This is a genomic window from Streptomyces sp. NPDC057428, from assembly GCF_042803195.1.
Taxonomy (GTDB): Bacteria; Actinomycetota; Actinomycetes; order Streptomycetales; family Streptomycetaceae; genus Streptomyces.
In genome coordinates this window covers 1-15266 of record NZ_JBHVCT010000040.1, presented here as the reverse complement: position 1 = coordinate 15266, position 15266 = coordinate 1, and the positions used below count along the sequence as shown (strand labels likewise).

Below are 15266 nucleotides of genomic sequence, written 5' to 3'. Positions count from 1 at the left end.
TGCCCGCCCGGGCAGGGCGGACCTCGCATCCGAAATATACCCCCGGGGGTACAGGTGTTACGGTGGAGGCAAGATACCCCCCGGGGTAATTTTCACCCGAAAGGAGTACCCGCGTGTTCTTCGTTGACACCATCGAGCTGGAAGGTCTCGGCAACCGCAGCTATCTGGCCGGTGGTGAGCACACGGCGGTGGCGGTGGACCCGCCGCGTGACGTCGACCAGGTCATGGCCGCAGCCGCCCGGCGCGGTGTGCGGATCTCGCACGTGGTGGAGACCCACCTCCACAACGACTACGTGACCGGCGGCCTCGAACTCGCCCGGATCGCCGGCGCCCAGTACCTCGTACCGGCCGACGCCAACGTCGCCTTCGCCCGCGTGCCCGTGGCCGACGGCGACACCGTGGACATCGACCCTGGCAGCGGGGTGACGCTGGAGGCGATCGCGACCCCGGGTCACACCCCGCACCACACCTCCTACGCCCTGCATGAGGCGGGGCGGCCGGTGGTCGTCTTCACCGGCGGGTCGTTGCTGATCGGCACGGTGGGCCGGCCCGACCTGGTCGAGCCGCGGCTGACCGAGCAGCTGGCCCGTGCCCAGCACTCCTCCGCCCACCGCCTGGCCTCCGATCTTCCCGACGAGACGGCGGTGCTGCCCACCCACGGCTTCGGGAGCTTCTGCTCCTCGGCCCAGTCCGAGGGGGAGGAGACCACGATCGGCAAGGAGAAGGGCGCTAACACCGCCCTCACCGTCGACGTGGACACCTTCGTCGCGGACCTGCTGGCCGGGCTGGAGGACGTGCCCGCCTACTACGCGCACATGGGCCCTGCCAACGCCGAGGGCCCCGCATCGCTCGACCTGACCCCGCCCGCACTCGCGGACGCAGACGAGATCGCCGCCCGCCTCGCGGCCGGCGAATGGGTCGTCGACCTGCGCAGCCGGGTGGCCTTCGCCGAAGGACACGTGGCCGGGTCGTTCAACTTCGAGGCCGACGGCAAGATCGCCACTTACCTCGCCTGGATGATCCCCTGGGGCAAGCCGGTCACCCTGCTCGCCGATTCCGCCGAGCAGCTGGCTGCCGCCCAGCGCGAACTGGTGCGGGTCGGCATCGACCGCCCGGCCGCGGCCGCCACCGGTGGCCCCGCCGCATGGCTGCCCGCCGGAAAGGCTCCGGCCTCCTTCCCCCGCTCCACCTTCGCCGCGCTCGCCGCCCACGGCGGCGGTGAGGTGGTGGTCCTGGACGTGCGCCGTGACTCCGAGCGTGCGAACGGCTGGATCGAGGGCTCGGTGCACATACCCGTCCACGAGCTCCACGGCCGCCTCGCGGAGGTGCCGCCCGGGACGGTGTGGGTGCACTGCGCCGGCGGCATGCGGGCCGCTATCGCCGCGTCCCTGCTGGACGCCGCCGGCCGCGATGTCGTCGCCGTCGACGACGGCTTCGACGCCGCCACCGACGCCGGCCTGCCCCTGACCACCGGCTGACACCCCGCCACCTCACGAGATCCGAGAAGGAGAGGGGAGAACTCGATGTTCCTCTTCCGCCGCAGCCGGCCCCGCGTCAGCGTGGACCAGGCCCGCAGCCTCACCAGCGGCGACACGCCGGACGCCGTCCTGCTCGACGTCCGCGAAAAGCCCGAGTGGAACGCGGGCCATGCCCCCGGCGCCGTCCACGTACCCCTTTCGAAACTCGTCGCCGGCGCCGGCCTGCCGGCCGAAGCAGCCGACCGGCCGCTGGTGCTGATCTGCCGCAGCGGACACCGCTCCCAGCAGGCCGCGAAACTCCTCACCCAGCGCGGCGCCCAGGCCGTCGACGTCGAGGGCGGCATGAACGCGTGGGCCGCCGCAGGACACCCGGTCCTCGACGAACGCGGGAACAACGGCCGGATAGCGTGACCGCGATCGTTCTCGCCCTCGTCGCCGGGGCGGTCGTCGGCCTCGCCCTCGGAGCCCTGGGCGGAGGCGGCAGCGTTCTGGCCGTACCCGCCCTGATCTACCTGCTCGGCTTCAGCCCGTCCGCGGCCACCACCGCCAGCCTGATCATCGTGGCCGCCACCTCCGCCACCGCCCTGTACGCCCACGCGCGCGACGGACACGTCGCCTGGAAGACCGGATCACTGTTCGCCGCCGCGGGCGTTGTCCCCGCCTACCTCGCGGGGGCCGCCGCCGGACGCGTGCCCGAAGCGGCCCTGACCATCGCGTTCTCCGGCATCGCCGCCCTGGCGGCCGTCCGGATGTTCCGCCCGTCCTCGTCGCGGCCGCCGGAGCGGATACGGCCCGGCAAGGCGGCCGGGGCAGGAGCCGGACTCGGCGCGGTGACCGGCTTCCTCGGAGTCGGCGGCGGCTTCCTCGCCGTCCCGGCCCTGGTGAGCGTGCTCGGCCTGACCATGCGGCGGGCGGTGGGCACCAGCCTGCTCGTCATCACCGTCAACTCTCTCGCCGCCCTGACCGCCCGCACCGGGACCGGCGGCGGCCTCGACTGGGCGCTGATCGCGCCGTTCACCGGAGCGGCGATCCTCGGCGCCTGGGACGGTAAACGCCTCAGCACCAAGGTCTCCGGCAACAGGCTTCAGAAGGTCTTCGCCGGGGTGCTGCTGGTGGTGGCCGTGTTCATGCTGATCGATGTGATCGCATGAGCACCACGGCGACCACGCCCGTCAGGCCAGGGACAGGAACAGCTTCTCCAGCCGGGCCCGCATCTCATCTCGGTCTTCGGCCGGCTGCCCGCCCTCGGACATGCAGTGCTGCAGCCCGGTCGCGATGATCGCGAACCCGGCCCGGTCCAGCGCACGGGAGGCCGCGGCGAGCTGCGTGACCACGTCCTCGCAGTCCCGGCCCTCCTCGATCATCTTGATGACCCCTGCGATCTGGCCCTGAGCCCGCCGCAGCCGGTTCAGCACCGACTTCAGTTCGTCGGCCGCCATTTCCAGCTCCACCATCCACCTCCATAAATACCCCTAGGGGTACCATACGGGATCGGGCTGCCCACTCCCGGAACAGTACGGAAGGACCACCCCGCACATGACCACCCCCACCGCTCTCATCCCCGCCCAGGCCGCCGCCCGCCTCGACGACTACACCGTCGTCGACGTACGGACCCCTGGCGAATACGCTTCCGGCCACCTCCCCGGTGCCCACAACGTCCCCCTCGACCACCTCCGCGCCGCCCTGCCCGCCCTCAGGACAGCAGCCGCCCGCGGCACCCTCCTCATCGTCTGCGCCTCCGGCAACCGCTCCACCACCGCCTGCACCGACCTCGCCGCAGCCGGCATCCCCGCCACCACCCTCACCGGCGGCACCACCGCCTGGGCCGGCGAAGGCCACCCCCTGCACCGCCCCGACAACGCCAAGGCCGTCTGGCCCATGGAACGCCAGGTCCGCCTCGCCGCCGGATCCCTCGTGGTCCTCGGCCTCGCCGCCGGCACCCGCTGGCGCCCTGCCCGCCGGCTGTCCGCCGCCATCGGCGCCGGTCTCGTCTTCTCCGCCGCCACCAACACCTGCGGCATGGCCGCAGCCCTCGCCAGACTCCCCCACAACCAGCCCCGCACCGGCGACCTCCACGCCACTCTCCGGGCGCTGCAGGGCTGACAGGATTCCGGCGGCGAAAGCCCGCGCCGTGAGCGTCACCACCGGGTCGCAGCACCGCGGCTGCACCTGGAGCGCGAGGGCGGCGTCGACCGGTGCGTGGCCGACGCCGAGGCCGGGCTCAGCCGCCGGAGGTTTGTCCCCGGCGCGGCACCTGGGGCGACTTCGCAGCCTCGGCCTCTGCCTTGGCGTCGCTCACCGCGGCGGCGGCCTCTTTCTCGGCCTCGTCAGTAGCCCTGGCGGCGTCGAGCGGGGGCGCCGCACCTGCGCTGAGTTCCGGAATCCGGGTCTCGTCCGATGCGGCGTCGGTGGCGGCCGCGTCCTCGGGCCGCGTAGATGGGGGAGTACCTGCCGTCGACTGATCACCGAACGCGCTGGTGACGGTCCGAACCGCTTCGGTCAGCTCTCCCGGGATCACCCAGAACGTGTTGTTGTCGCTGCTCGCCAGGTGGGGGAGCGTCTCGAGGTATTTGTAGGCCAGGACCTTCGGGTCGGCGTTGTTGCGGTGGACGGCCTGGAAGACGTGCTCCACCGCCTTCGCCTCGCCGTCCGCCCGCAGGATCATGGCTTGCTGCGTGCCCTGTGCCTCCAGGATGTCCTTCTGCTTCGTGCCTTCCGCGGTCAGGATCTTGGCTTGCCGTTCCCCTTCGGCGTGGAGTATGGCCGCACGCTTGTCGCGCTCGGCCCGCATCTGCTTCTCCATCGCTTCCTTGATGGTGTGCGGGGGATCGATGGCCTTGATCTCGACGCGGTTGACCCGGATGCCCCACTTGCCGGTGGCATCGTCCAGGACGGCGCGGAGCCGGGCGTTGATCTCCTCACGCGAGGTGAGCGTCCCCTCCAGGTCCATGCTGCCGATGACATTCCTCAGCGTGGTCACGGTGAGCTGATCGATCGCGTGCAGATAGTCGGCGACCTCGTAGGCCGCCGAGCGCGGGTCGGTGATCTGGTAGTAGAGCACGGTGTCGATGTTCACCACGAGGTTGTCCTCGGTGATCACCGGCTTGGGCTCGGACGAGTAGACCTGCTCGCGCACGTCGAGTTTGGAGTTGACACGGTCCGCCACCGGCAGGACCAGGTTCAGGCCGGGCTGGAGCGTTCTGCGGTATCGGCCGAACCTCTCGATGTTGTAGCGGCGCGCCTGCGGCACGATCCGCACGGTGGCGGCCACGAGGAAGATGACGACGATGGCCGCCACGAGAATGGGGATGACAACTGGGTCCACAGCGCCTGCCTCCGTTGCTATGCGTCAGCCGTTCATGGCCGTTCATGGAAGGAGTTCGCGGGGGTAGACGATGGCCATCGCGCCTTCGATCTCCATGACGTCCACCAGCGCTCCCGCCGGGATCACCAGGTTCTCGTCGAGGGCACGGGCGGACCACTCCTCGCCGGAGAGTTTGATCAGGCCGCGGGTCGCGGTGACCTCCTGTACGACCTCGGCCCGCTTGCCGATCAGTGCGTCGCTGCCCTCGCGCGTCATGGGCTGCTGTGCGATATGTCGCAGCGCGATGGGACGGACGAGGACGAGACCCGCCGCTGCTGCCACCCCCAGGGCTACGAGCTGGCCGAAAACACCGATACCCACACCAGCGACTACGGCGGCAACCAGCGCAGCGCCCGCCAGCAGCCCAAGGACCAGCGTCAGGGTGAAGAACTCTGCGGCACCCAGTGCCGCAGCGGCGAGCAGCCATACGAACCACGGCATCGAATCGCCCTCCTCAGGGGGCCTTCTCTACCAAGCTACCTCCCGGAACGCCGGCCTGGCCTGACGTGGCGGTGCGACCACGACCCCCGGCCCGGGAAGCCGCCTGCAACGCCGACCCACCCCTGGCATCGCGCATTCCGCCCTCGGCTTCGGGCGGGTGCATTCCATGCCAGGGGCTGGTTGCAGCCCACCGCCTCGATGCGCCCGCCCTCGCACCATCGCTCCCGGGCGGGGGCCGTTACCATCCCCTGTGACCGAAACAGCCGAACCGCGTGTACCCCGCACGCGCATACTCGCCGACCTGACGCCGCTGCGTACCTCCCCCGACTACCGGCGGCTCTGGTTCGGGAACACCGTGTCCTGGATCGGGCAGGGCATGACGGCGCTGGCCGTCTCCCTCCAGGTCTACGACATCACCGGGTCCGCGTTCTCCGTCGGCCTGATCGGTCTCTGCTCACTCGTCCCCCTGGTGCTCCTCGGCCTGTACAGCGGGGCCGTCGCAGACACCGTCGATCGCCGCAAGCTGGGACTGTTCAGTGCCGGAGGTTCGTTCCTGCTCTCCGTGGTGCTGGCCGTCGTGACCTTCGCCGGGGTCGAACACGTCGGGCTGCTCTACGTGGTCGTGGCGCTCCAGGCCGTCTGCTTCGCGCTCAACTCACCGGCCCGCAGCTCGATGATCGCCCGGCTGCTTCCGGCCGGACAGCTCCCCGCGGCCAACGCCCTCAACGCGATGACCTCCACCACGGGCGGCCTCGCCGGGCCGATGCTCGGCGGGATCATCGTCGGCTGGTGGGGCTACCGGGCGGCGTACACCGTCGACGCCGTCACCTTCACCGCCTCGCTGTACGCGATGTGGCGCCTGCCCTCGATGCTGCCCGACCGCGGAGAGAAGGAGCAGGGGAGGGCCGGGCGGGCCTCCGTGCTGGACGGCCTGCGCTTCCTGGGCACCAGGCCCAATCTGCGGATGACCTTCTTCAGCGACCTGAGCGCCATGGTGCTTGCCCAGCCGCGCGCTCTCTTCCCCCTCGTCGCCGTCGTGTGGTTCGGAGGCGACGCGAAGACCACGGGACTGCTGGTCGCCGCACCGGCGTTCGGTGCCCTGCTCGGCAGCGTCTTCTCCGGGTGGCTGAGCCGGATCCGGCGGCACGGGCTGGCGGTGCTGATATCGGTGGCGTGCTGGGGCGCTGCCGTCGCCGTGTTCGGGCTCACCCGGCAGCTCTGGCCGGGCCTGGTCCTGCTAGCCCTCGCCGGATGCGCCGACTCCATCTCCATGGTCTTCCGCAACACCATGCTCCAGGCGGCGGTGCCCGACGAGATGCGGGGCCGGCTGCAGGGGGTGTTCATCGTCGTCGTGGCAGGCGGCCCGCGTCTCGGCGACCTCATGGCCGGTTCCGTGGCCGACCTGACGTCCCCTGCCGTGGCCGTGACCGGGGGAGGCCTCGCCTGTGTCCTGGTGGTCTGCCTTCTGGGGCTTCGCTGGCGCGGCTTCGCGCGATACGACGCGCTGGACCCCCAGCCCTAGGGACAAGCCTCTTGGCGCCTGAGACCGGGCCGGGTGAGGGCGGCGCACCTATGGGTACGCGCCCCTACGGATAGGCGCACCCACGTTCAGTGCACACCTACGAGACCTTGGGCATCTCGCCTGCGGTGGTCGTGACGTCGATGATCGAGAACACCGCGCCCTGCGGGTCCGTCAGGGTGGCGAACCGGCCGAACGGGATCGTCATCGGACCGAACCTGAGCTCCGCTCCGAGCGACTTCGCCTTCTCCACCGCGGCGTCGCAGTCCGCGACTGTGAAGTAGACGTTCATGTGGGCCGGCACCTGGGGCGGGAAGTCCCCGGTCATCCTCATCCTGCCGAGCACCGGGTCCGCGCCCAGGTCGTAGAGCGAGAAGTCGATGGCGTCGTCCTCCATGTGCTTGACCCCGTACCCGAACACGGCGGAGAAGAAGGAGTCCGCCTTCTCCGGCTCACGGGTGTAGACCTCGGCCCAGCAGTAGGCACCGGGCACCGCGTGTGCCTCGAACCCCTGGTGGGTCCCCTTCTGCCACACCCCGAAGGGCGTCCCGCCCGGGTCGAGGGCGAGCACCATCGTTCCGAAGTCGCCCACCCGCATGGGCTCCACCAGCACCTGGCCGCCGTGTTCGCGGATCCTCGCGGTGACGGCGGCTGCGTCCGGCGTGGCGAGATACAGACACCACGCGGACGGGACCTCCTGGCCGGGCATGGGCGGCGACAGGGCGGCGACCGCCTTGCCGTCCGCATAGGTCTGGGTGTAGTTGCCGTACTCGGGCATGGAGTCGCCGTACGACCAGCCCAGGAGCTCACCGTAGAAGCGCTTCGCCCCATCGAGGTCGCCGAACGTCCCGTCGGCCCAGCACGGAGTGCCCTCGGTTTCTGCGGCCATGACTCGGACCTTTCCTCACTCGGTGGATGGGTTCTCCCGTCACGCTAGCCAACAGCCGTTCGAGCGGCGCGCAGGCCGCTCTCGGGCGCCGTCGCGCCGCGGGGTGTGTCAGCCGCCGGCCGGACCCACGACCGAGCGCGCCACCCCGAGGTCCACCAGGTCCTGAGGGCGCAGCCGCAGCTGGTCGGCGGTGGACCGCACCTCGCCGGGACCGCGCTTCAGGATCGCCGCCGCCAGTTCCGGAGCGATCACCGAGAAGTAGCTGTCGGCGGTGACGTGGGTGTTGCCCGGAGCGGCCAGGGCCAGTGCACCGCCGGAGCCGCCCTCGCCGATCACCAGCGTGGTCACGGGCACCCCGGCCGCGGCCACCGCGGCGAAGGCGTCGGCGATGGCCGCACCGGCGCCCGCCCGTTCGGCCTCGGCGTCATTGGCCGCGCCCGGTGTGTCGACGAGCGTCAGCACCGGGAGGCCGAGCCGGTCCGCGAGCCGGACGACCCGGGCCGCCGTGCGGTAACCCGCCGGACGGGTCGCCGTGCCGCACTGTGCGACGTACGCCACCGGCCGCCCGGCGTGCAGGCCGACACCGGCGAGCAGCCCGGGGTCGGTGCCCCCGCAGCGGTCGCCGGTCAGCGGCAGCCGGTACTCGAAGTACGCGTCCAGATAGGCCCCGGCCCGCGGGCGGACGGCGGAACGTGCTTGTTCCACCGCGTCCCAGCCGGTCGGGGGCAGCCCGGTGGCCGACAGCGCCCGGGGTACGGGGGCCGCCTCGGCCGGGCCCGTCGCCGTCAGCGCCGTCAGCCAGCGGTTCAGCACCCCGGGAACTTCCTCCGGCGGGACGACGGCGTCGACCTGCCCGGCCGCCGACTGCCCCTCGGCGGTGTACGCGTACGGATCGGCGCCGGCCGGTCGCACCCGGGAGCCCGCGAATCCGATCTGCGCCCCGGGCAGTGCCAGCACCACGTCGGCGCCCGCACCGACGGTCGCCCAGCCGCCCCCGGTCGTCGGGTCCCGCACCACCGCGATCTGCGGCAGTCCCGCGGCCCTCAGCAGCGCGGAGGCCCGGGCCACGCGTTGAAGCTGTATCAGCGCGATCATGCCCTCCTGCATCCGGCTGCCCCCGGTCGCCACGAGCGAGACCAGCGGCAGGCGCAGCTCCCGAGCCAGCGCGTAAGCGGCCTCCAGTCTGTCCCCCGTACTGCCGCCCAACGAGCCGCCCAGAAAGCCGAATTCAAAGGAGACCAGGACGCAATCCCGGCCGCCGACCGAGGCGGTCCCGTACAGGACGGACTCCTCCTCGCCGGTCCTTTCCACGGCGCGCGCCCTGGACTCGGCGTAGCCGGACCAGCCGAGCGGTCCGTCCGCGGTCGCCGGGCCGGTGGCCGTGTGGTGCTCGGTGAAGCGCTCGGCGACGGCGGCGACGGCGTCCCGCGCGGACATGCGGCCGTTACCGGGGGCGTCAGGCACCGAGCGACCTCTTCATGATCTTGCCCAGCTCGTTGCGGGGCAGCGCGTCCAGGTGGTGCACCACGCGCGGGCGTTTGTGCGGAGCCAGCAGATTCGCCACGTGGTCCGCCAACTCCCCTTCGTCCGGAGGTGATCCCGGGTCGGCCGGAACCACCCAGGCGACGATCCGCTCGCCCAGGTCCGCGTCCGGCTCCCCGGTGACGGCGGCCTCCCGCACACCGGGGTGCTCCAGCAGGGCGTTCTCGATCTCACCCGCTCCGATCTTGTAGCCGCCGCTCTTGATCAGGTCGGTGGCCTTGCGTCCGACGATCCGCACGTACCCGTCGGGGTCGACCGTGGCCATGTCGCCCGTGCGGAAGAAGCCGTCCTCGGTGAAGGCGGCCGCCGTGGCGTCCGGCCGGTTCAGGTAGCCGGTGAAGAGGTTCGGGCCGCGCACCTGGATCTCGCCGGTGGAGGCGGGATCCTCGATCACGCTCCCGTCCTCCTCGACGAGCCGGAGCTCGACCCCCGGGAGCGGCGGGCCGACCGTCCCGGCACGCCGTACGCCGTCCGCCCGTACCCCGGTGTTCATCAGTGTCTCCGTCATCCCGTACCGCTCGACGACCCGGCGGCCGGTGGCCGACGCGATCCGCTCCTGGTCGTGGACCGGCAGCGCGGCCGAGCCGGAGACCAGCAGCCGGGCACCCGCCAGCGCCTCGCGGAGGTCCGTGGAGCCGGCCGGATCCTCCAGCTCGCCCGCCAGCCGGTGGTACATCGTGGGCACCCCGAACAGCATCGTGCCCCCGGACAGCAGTTCGCGCGCCACGCCCTCGGCGGAGAACCGGCCAAGGTGGCGCACGGAGCCGCCCCGGCGCAGCGGGCCGAGGACACCCAGGATCAGTCCGTGCACGTGGAACAGCGGAAGCGCGTGGACCAGGACGTCCTCGCCCGTCCACTGCCAGGCGTCCTCCAGTGCGTCCAGCGAGGCGGCGATCGCCCGACGCGGCAGGACGGCGCCCTTGGGCGGGCCGGTCGTGCCCGAGGTGTACACGACGAGGGCGGGGGAGTCGGCGGAGGGCTCCGGGAGATCCGCGTCCGGGCCCGGAGCGGCCGTGCCGGTCGTCTCGACGTGCAGCCGCTCCGTGGCGTCGAGCGCGGTCGGCAGTGCGTCGCCGGCCGCGGACAGCACCCAGCGGGGCGTGCTGTCGGCGACGATGTGCGCGAGTTCCCGCTCGCCCGTCCTCGGGTTGAGCGGCACGGCGGGAACCCCGGCCCGCAGGGCGGCCACGACACCGACCACGGTCTCCGGGGTCGGCGTGGCCCAGACGGCGACCCGTCCCGCACCCGCGATCCGGGAAGCCAGGGAGGCGGAGGCATCGTCCAACTGCGCGTAGGTCAGGACGTGTTCCCCGAACCGGACGGCCTCGGGGGAATCCGGTCTGCGGGACGCTCCGCTCAGCGCGGGCAGAAGAGAGGTCACCCGGTGCAGCCTAGGCGGTACGAGCTTGACCGTCCCTGGAGCCGGGCACCCCGAGGAAAGTGAGGGTGGATCCGATCGTCGCCGTGATCAGGTTGCGGTACGAGGCGGCGGTGGGCGCGGTCCGGTCCGGGGCAGGGGCCTCGTGGACGGCGCCCACATCACGGGTCAAGGGACGATCCGCGGGGGTGGAGCGCGGTCGACTGAGCCATCCGGGGAAGGCCATCCCGCGTAGACGCCCCTAGGGCGGAGGGGTCCCGGCGGCCGGCCGGGGCGTCTCTCGACGGTCGCTTCCGGTCCCCGGCTGCCACAATCGTGCCTATGGACCGGCTGGACAGGGAGATCCTCGGCATTCTCCAGGAGGACGCCCGGATCTCGTACCGCGATCTGGGTGTACGCGTGGGGCTCAGCGCCAACGCGGCGGGCGACCGCGTGCGCCGCATGCGTCGCGACGGGGTGATCCGCGGCTTCACCGTCATCCTCGACCCGGCCGCCGACACCCGTTCCGGTCTCGTCGTCTTCATCGACGTGTCACTGCGCCTGGACACGACGAACGAGGAGTTCGAGCGCGCGGTGCTCACCCTGCCCGGCATCACCGAGGTGGTGCACGTGACGGGCGGCCACGACTACCTGGTACGCGCCACCGCAGCCGACCCCGGCTCCTTGGACGCGTTGCTGCGCCGGCTGAGAAAGGACGCGGGCGTCGCCCACTCCAGCACCCGTATCGCGCTCAGAGCGGCACCTGCCAAGTGACGGTCGGCGACCGCGTGCCGTCCTCGCCCCGCCCGTCGTCCGCCACCACCAGCCGCACCGCGGCGCGCCCGTCGGACTGACGCGCCGTCGCGTCCACCTCCACCTCGACGGCCGTCACGGCCGTCCGCCGGTGCGCGGCCGCCAGCGCCCCACGCAGGACATCGAGCAGCCGGCCGGCCACCGGCTCCGTCACCAGGGTGTCCACCGCGCCCGCGAAGTGCACCGACGGCTGGAAGCCGAGCACGGCCGCGGCACCACCGGTCTCGCGCAGCACCCGGCCCCGGAAGGTGGCGGGTGCCTCGGCCGGCGGCTGCTGCAGCGCGAAGATCGTCGTCCTGACCTCCTGGATGGTGGAGTCCAGCTCGTCGACGGCCCGGGTGAGCAGTTCGGCGGTCTCCGCGTCACCCTCGAGGTCCTTGCGGCGGGTCGACTCCAGCATCATCTCCGTCGCGAACAGCCGCTGTACGACGAGGTCGTGCAGGTCACGGGCGATGCGGTCACGGTCCTCGTAGACCGCGAGCTGCTCCCGGTAGTGCCGCGTGTCCGCCATCACCAGGGCCAGCGCGGCCTGGGAGGCGAACTGCGAGGCCAGCAGCCGGTCCGTGTCGGTGTACGGGAGCCCGCCCCGGCGCCGGGGCAGGGCGAGCGTGCCGATGAGCCGCCCACCGCTCTGCAGCGGCAGCATCATGCTGGGGCCGAACCTGGAACGTACCGGGGTCGTCATCCGGGGGTCCGTCGACGAGTCCTCGATGAAGACCTCCTCGCCGCTCAGCAGCTGGACGAGGACGGGGGAGCCCGGTGCGATGGCGGTACCGACGAGGCCCGCGGGATCGTCGAGGGTGGAGGCGGCGACGATCTCCATCCCACCGTCGTCGTCAGGCTGGAGGATCACCCCGGCCGCGGCACCTGCGAGCACCCGGGCCCGCTCGGCGACGGTCGTCAGGGCGTCGCTCGTCCCGGCGCCCGTCAGCAGGGCCCGGGTGACGGCGGCGGCCCCTTCGATCCAGCGCTCCCGCTGCCGGGCCGCCTCGTAGAGATGGGCGCCTCCGATCGCCGCGGCGGCCTGGGAGGCGAGCAGCCGCAGCAGTGCCAGGCCGGTGTCGGAGAACCACCCGGGTTCCTCCGCGGTGAGGCACAGGCTGCCGAGCAGCTCGGAGCGCACCAGGACCGGGGCCCCGAGGAAGGAACGCATCGGGGGCGGCACGCCCTCGGTGGCGGGGCGGGGTGGCAGGTCGTCGACCCGCACCGCCTGCGCGTCGCCGACGAGGACTCCGAGGAAGCCCGTCCGGCCGTCGAGGAGCGGACCCGTGGACAGGCGTTCGGCGTCGGTCATGCCGGTGGTGAACAGGTCGGTGACGTGGCGGTCCACCGGGTCGAGGAGGGCCAGCGCGCCGTGACGCGCCCCGGCCAGCACCGTCGCGGTGTCCACGATGTGCTGAAGGGTGGTCCGCAGGTCGAGCCCGGTCTCCGTCACCGGCGAGCCCCGCGGCTCTCAGCCGGCGATCGGGGCGAGGACCAGCGGCTTGACCATGCCGTCCAGCATCGCGCCGAGCCCGAGCACCGAGCACACGTCGGGCCGCTCCGCGATGTGCACCGGCACGCCCGTCGCCTCGCGCAGCATCTGGTCGAGGCCGGGCAGCAGGGCGCTGCCGCCGACCATCGTGATCCCGCAGTCCGCGATGTCGGCCACCAGGTCGGGCGGGCAGTCGCGCAGCACCTTGCCCAGTCCGTCGAGCACGGCGGTGAGCGGGGTGTGGATCGCCTGGCGTACGGCGGCGGTGTCGACCTGCACCGAGCGCGCCAGGCCGGTGGCCACGTCCCGGCCGTGGATCTCCGTCATCGCCGGCCCGTTGAGCGTGAGGCCGTTGCCCCGGAGCGCCAGCTGGAGGGGGCGGACGGACTGGCTGGGCAGCATCAGCTCGTGGTGCTGGCGCAGGTGCTGGATCACCGCGTGGTCGATGGCCTCCCCGCCGATGGGAATGCGAACGGCCGTCACGATCGAGCCGAGGGAGAGCACCGCGATCTGGGTGGTGGCTGCCCCGCAGACCATGATCATGGTGGCGGTCGGCTGCTCGACCGGCAGCCCGCAGCCGACGGCGGCCGCGATCAGGGTGTCGACCAGCTCGACGCGTCGTGCCCCGAGCCCGACGAGGGTTTCGACGGTCGCGCGCTGGGCCAGCGGATCGGCGTCGTGCGGGGTGCAAGCGGCGGCCCGCAGCCTCGGCTTGCGGCGCAGCTGGCGGCGCAGCTTCTCGCCGAGCAGATGGCGCAGCATGCGCTGGGCCATGTCGATGTCCACGACGGTTCCGCCGGACACCGGGCGGGCCACCCGGATGTACTCGGGGGTGCGGCCGGTCATCTGCTCGGCCAGGGCGCCGACGGCGATGAGCGAGCCGGTGCGGGTGTTCACGGCGGCGACACTGGGCTCGTCCACGACGAGCCCCACTCCCTTGATGTACACACGGGTCCTCGCGGCCCCGAGATCGACGGCGACATGGCAACGGCGCAACTGATCGAGACTGACGGTCACGGCAGGGTCTCCCGAGAGCGCTGGCGGGGGCACCGGCGGCAGCCGGCTCTCCTGGCATCGTCACGCCGCGGCGGGCCGGGCGCGCGCTGGGTGAGCCGTAGGGGGGACCCGCAGCTGACGGTGCGACAGGTATCAGGAGCGGCCGGGAAGCAGACGCTGGAACAGGCCCCAGGTGAACTCGGCGACCTGTGGCCGGCCGTCGGCCGGGTCGGTGAAGGACAGGGCCCAGCGAGTCGGTGCGCTGCCCTCCATCGGCCTGACCGGGGCGAAGGCCCTGGCCACCTCGTCCACCGTGCAGGACCACGGGAGCAGGTCGGCGGCGCCGCTCAGCCCGGGTCCCGGCACGCCGGGCGCGCGCACCAGCCACTCGTTCCACACGGCCCCGCCGGGACCTGTCATCACCTCGAAGCGCAGATCCGGCCAGAGAGGCAGCGGCCACAGCAGCGCGTCGCACTCCAGGTCGCCGACCGTGCGGCGTACGGACGCCTCGGGCTCGCCCAGCACCGAGCGGTAGCGGCGCAGCGCGCCCCGGCCGCGCGGGGCGCGCAGCATCGCCTGCCAGCGGCGGTTCGCCTCCCGCATCTGGGCCAGGGAGGCCCCCAGTTCGATGCGCGCGTCCTCGACGAGGTCGGGCCGGTGGTCGGCCATCCGGCGCAGCAGGACGAGCTGGAACTGGAGCGGCCCGAACGGGGCGGGAGCGGTCATGGGGCCCATCCTGCCGCGTGTCACGCGTATCGGACGGCGTGCCCCGGAGTTCGGGATTCCACACAGGATCCTCACCTGTGCGGCTTCCTGTGGTGCTCCCCCCGCGTTTAGTCTGCGGGCGCGATGGATTACTGCCACCCGTGCCAACGGCACCTCAACGGGGCTCTGGCCTGCGCCGGTTGCGGGACACCCGCCGACGCGCTGGCCCCTTACGCCGTCCCTGCGGTCCCGGCCCCTGCCGGCCGCGGTGAAGAGCCCGCGAGCGAGACCTCCGGGGCCTCCAAGGCCACCGGACACCGTCGTCGTGCCCCGGAAGCCACCCCGCGCCGCCGGGGACGCCGGGGTCACCGCCGTCGCGGACGTACCCTGCTCCTGACCGCCACCGGTGTCGTGCTGGCCGTCGGCGCCCTGAGCCTGGCCGAGCTGGCCATCGAGCCCGGGGGTGACAGCGGCGCGGCGGAATACGTCAGCGAGGCCACGGACGCGGCCACCGAAAGCGCGCCGTCGGCCTCCTCCGGCGTGGAGCCGGACGACGCCGGGCCGGTGGACGCGCCCACCGTCGTTCCGGTGACCGCCTCCCGCTCCGGCGAGGCCGCGGACGGGCACGCCACCCCCACGGCGACCCGGGGCTGCGCCCCGGGCGCCGGGCCCCAGAGGACCACGCCCG

Annotated in this window: 17 protein-coding genes; 7 read left to right on the top strand and 10 right to left on the bottom strand. The window is 72.6% G+C overall.

Translation table 11 applies throughout. From position 1 onward, the window contains the following. Positions 1–113 precede the first annotated feature (113 nt). The 3 genes from ACFU5K_RS17460 to ACFU5K_RS17450 are packed head-to-tail and all read left to right on the top strand — an operon-like array spanning position 114 to position 2629. Positions 114–1478: a rhodanese-like domain-containing protein gene (locus ACFU5K_RS17460; protein ID WP_384062146.1), complete on the top strand. Its 1365-nt coding sequence runs from the start codon at positions 114–116 to the stop codon at positions 1476–1478. Between the two features lie 45 nt (positions 1479–1523). After that, on the top strand, positions 1524–1889 hold the full coding sequence (locus ACFU5K_RS17455; protein ID WP_384062143.1) for a rhodanese-like domain-containing protein: 366 nt from the start codon (positions 1524–1526) through the stop codon (positions 1887–1889). Continuing rightward, positions 1886–2629, top strand: a complete 744-nt coding sequence (locus ACFU5K_RS17450) for a sulfite exporter TauE/SafE family protein (RefSeq protein ID WP_384062140.1) — start codon at positions 1886–1888, stop codon at positions 2627–2629. The genes ACFU5K_RS17455 and ACFU5K_RS17450 overlap by 4 nt, the downstream gene beginning before the upstream one ends. A 21-nt stretch (positions 2630–2650) precedes the next feature. Here ACFU5K_RS17450 and ACFU5K_RS17445 read toward each other — a convergent pair whose 3' ends face one another. Continuing rightward, positions 2651–2929, bottom strand: coding sequence for a metal-sensitive transcriptional regulator (locus ACFU5K_RS17445; protein WP_384062252.1), 279 nt, complete (start codon positions 2927–2929; stop codon positions 2651–2653). A gap of 85 nt (positions 2930–3014) precedes the next feature. Between ACFU5K_RS17445 and ACFU5K_RS17440 the strand changes: the two genes are divergently transcribed. Next, positions 3015–3581 carry a rhodanese-like domain-containing protein gene (locus ACFU5K_RS17440; RefSeq protein WP_384062138.1) on the top strand — a complete coding sequence of 189 codons (567 nt, stop codon included), beginning with the start codon at positions 3015–3017 and terminating at the stop codon, positions 3579–3581. 118 nt (positions 3582–3699) lie between these two features. Here ACFU5K_RS17440 and ACFU5K_RS17435 read toward each other — a convergent pair whose 3' ends face one another. Both ACFU5K_RS17435 and ACFU5K_RS17430 read right to left on the bottom strand, forming a co-directional pair. Further along, the gene (locus ACFU5K_RS17435; RefSeq protein ID WP_384062135.1) at positions 3700–4803 is read right to left on the bottom strand and encodes an SPFH domain-containing protein; all 1104 of its coding nucleotides are present in this window, start codon (positions 4801–4803) and stop codon (positions 3700–3702) included. Positions 4804–4845: 42 nt separating this feature from the next. Further along, entirely contained in the window at positions 4846–5283 is a 438-nt protein-coding gene (locus ACFU5K_RS17430; RefSeq protein ID WP_384062132.1) for an NfeD family protein, read from the bottom strand. Positions 5284–5533: 250 nt separating this feature from the next. Here ACFU5K_RS17430 and ACFU5K_RS17425 point away from each other — a divergent pair, with 250 nt between their 5' ends. Continuing rightward, a complete protein-coding gene (locus tag ACFU5K_RS17425) occupies positions 5534–6805 on the top strand; it encodes an MFS transporter (protein ID WP_384062129.1) in 1272 nt (423 codons plus the stop codon). Between the two features lie 97 nt (positions 6806–6902). Here ACFU5K_RS17425 and ACFU5K_RS17420 read toward each other — a convergent pair whose 3' ends face one another. The 4 genes from ACFU5K_RS17420 to ACFU5K_RS17405 all read right to left on the bottom strand — a co-directional run bounded on the left by ACFU5K_RS17420 (position 6903) and on the right by ACFU5K_RS17405 (position 10783). After that, on the bottom strand, positions 6903–7691 hold the full coding sequence (locus ACFU5K_RS17420) for a VOC family protein (protein WP_384062126.1): 789 nt from the start codon (positions 7689–7691) through the stop codon (positions 6903–6905). A gap of 108 nt (positions 7692–7799) precedes the next feature. Continuing rightward, positions 7800–9128, bottom strand: a complete 1329-nt coding sequence (locus ACFU5K_RS17415; RefSeq protein WP_384062249.1) for a carboxyl transferase domain-containing protein — start codon at positions 9126–9128, stop codon at positions 7800–7802. Between the two features lie 19 nt (positions 9129–9147). Continuing rightward, complete coding sequence (locus ACFU5K_RS17410; RefSeq protein ID WP_384062123.1) at positions 9148–10614, bottom strand: acyl-CoA synthetase; 1467 nt, start codon at positions 10612–10614, stop codon at positions 9148–9150. A gap of 10 nt (positions 10615–10624) precedes the next feature. Continuing rightward, positions 10625–10783 carry a hypothetical protein gene (locus ACFU5K_RS17405; RefSeq protein ID WP_384062120.1) on the bottom strand — a complete coding sequence of 53 codons (159 nt, stop codon included), beginning with the start codon at positions 10781–10783 and terminating at the stop codon, positions 10625–10627. A 149-nt stretch (positions 10784–10932) separates the two neighbouring features. Here ACFU5K_RS17405 and ACFU5K_RS17400 point away from each other — a divergent pair, with 149 nt between their 5' ends. Further along, positions 10933–11364: an Lrp/AsnC family transcriptional regulator gene (locus tag ACFU5K_RS17400; RefSeq protein ID WP_384062117.1), complete on the top strand. Its 432-nt coding sequence runs from the start codon at positions 10933–10935 to the stop codon at positions 11362–11364. Here the strand turns inward: ACFU5K_RS17400 and ACFU5K_RS17395 are convergent. The 3 genes from ACFU5K_RS17395 to ACFU5K_RS17385 form a co-directional block, all read right to left on the bottom strand. Then, positions 11342–12838, bottom strand: coding sequence for a GAF domain-containing protein (locus ACFU5K_RS17395; protein ID WP_384062114.1), 1497 nt, complete (start codon positions 12836–12838; stop codon positions 11342–11344). The genes ACFU5K_RS17400 and ACFU5K_RS17395 overlap by 23 nt on opposite strands. An 18-nt stretch (positions 12839–12856) precedes the next feature. Further along, complete coding sequence (locus tag ACFU5K_RS17390; protein ID WP_384062111.1) at positions 12857–13894, bottom strand: rod shape-determining protein; 1038 nt, start codon at positions 13892–13894, stop codon at positions 12857–12859. 132 nt (positions 13895–14026) lie between these two features. Then, positions 14027–14599: a hypothetical protein gene (locus tag ACFU5K_RS17385; RefSeq protein WP_384062108.1), complete on the bottom strand. Its 573-nt coding sequence runs from the start codon at positions 14597–14599 to the stop codon at positions 14027–14029. 123 nt (positions 14600–14722) lie between these two features. On the opposite strand from ACFU5K_RS17385, the gene ACFU5K_RS17380 reads away from it, so the two are divergent. Beyond that, on the top strand, positions 14723–15266 hold a 544-nt coding region (locus ACFU5K_RS17380; RefSeq protein WP_384062105.1), incomplete at its 3' end, for a hypothetical protein.